This is a genomic window from Bacillus inaquosorum KCTC 13429, from assembly GCF_000332645.1.
Taxonomy (GTDB): Bacteria; Bacillota; Bacilli; order Bacillales; family Bacillaceae; genus Bacillus; species Bacillus inaquosorum.
Genome location: NZ_AMXN01000023.1, coordinates 1 through 986 on the forward strand (window position 1 = coordinate 1; position 986 = coordinate 986).

General features: G+C 40.9%; 1 pseudogene. It reads left to right on the forward strand.

The window, feature by feature from the left end:
• Positions 1 to 94: 94 nt before the first annotated feature.
• A pseudogene (locus tag BSI_RS22410) lies at positions 95 to 986 on the forward strand (IS3 family transposase); the annotation flags it as partial.

Genomic DNA, 986 nt, shown 5'->3' on the forward strand with positions numbered 1-986 from the left:
GGGACTGACCCCATAAGATGAGACAAATAAAAACACCTTCAAGTTTGAATACGGATGATTGTTATCCGAAATTAGACTTGGAGGTGTTTTTTCTATGGGGACAAGAGTGAGTTATCCGGTTGAAGTGAAACAGAAGGCTGTAGAAATGAGATTGGCAGGCGTACCTATGAAAGAGATCATGCAGGAGTTGAATATTAAGAATAAGACACAGGTTCAGACATGGGTTAGATGGCATAAGACTGGGGATACACATCGATTCGAACAGCCTGTTGGAAAGCAATACACTTACGGAAAAGGCCCGGAGTATTCTTCCGAATTAGAGAAACTGCAGGCAGAGATTCGTTACCTGAGACAACAGAATGAAGTTTTAAAAAAGTACAACGAATTGGAAAGGAAGTTGATAGCGAAACGTCAGTCGAACTTGTAGAAATATTGCACAGCACAATGACCGTACAGGATATCTGTATTCATTTAGGTATCTCTCGAGCGTCTTATTATCGTTGGAAGAAGAATCTGATGAGGGATCAGCCTAAGCGATATTTGGAAAAACAAATCGGCACGTTGTGCCGAGAGCACAAGTATCGATATGGATATCGAAAAATCACAGCCATACTCAAAAAGAGAATGTGTATTAACCATAAAACGGTTCAACGTATTATGCAGAAAAATCAATGGCAGTGCCAGGTTAAGGTGAAAAAGCGCAAGAAGGATGGGCAGCCATATGCCGTGGTCGATAATATATTGGATCGGAACTTTCAGTCTGATCGTCCTCTTGAAAAACTAGTAACGGACATCACGTATTTGCCTTATGGACAGAAACAATTGTACCTTTCCAGTATATTGGATGTATACAATGGAGAAGTGATTGCTTTTACGATTGGGGATAAGCAGGACACTGACTTTGTTTTAGACACACTTGATCAGCTACCAACGCTGCCTGAGAACTGCGTGTTACATAGTGACCAAGGTTCTGTGTATACATCTTA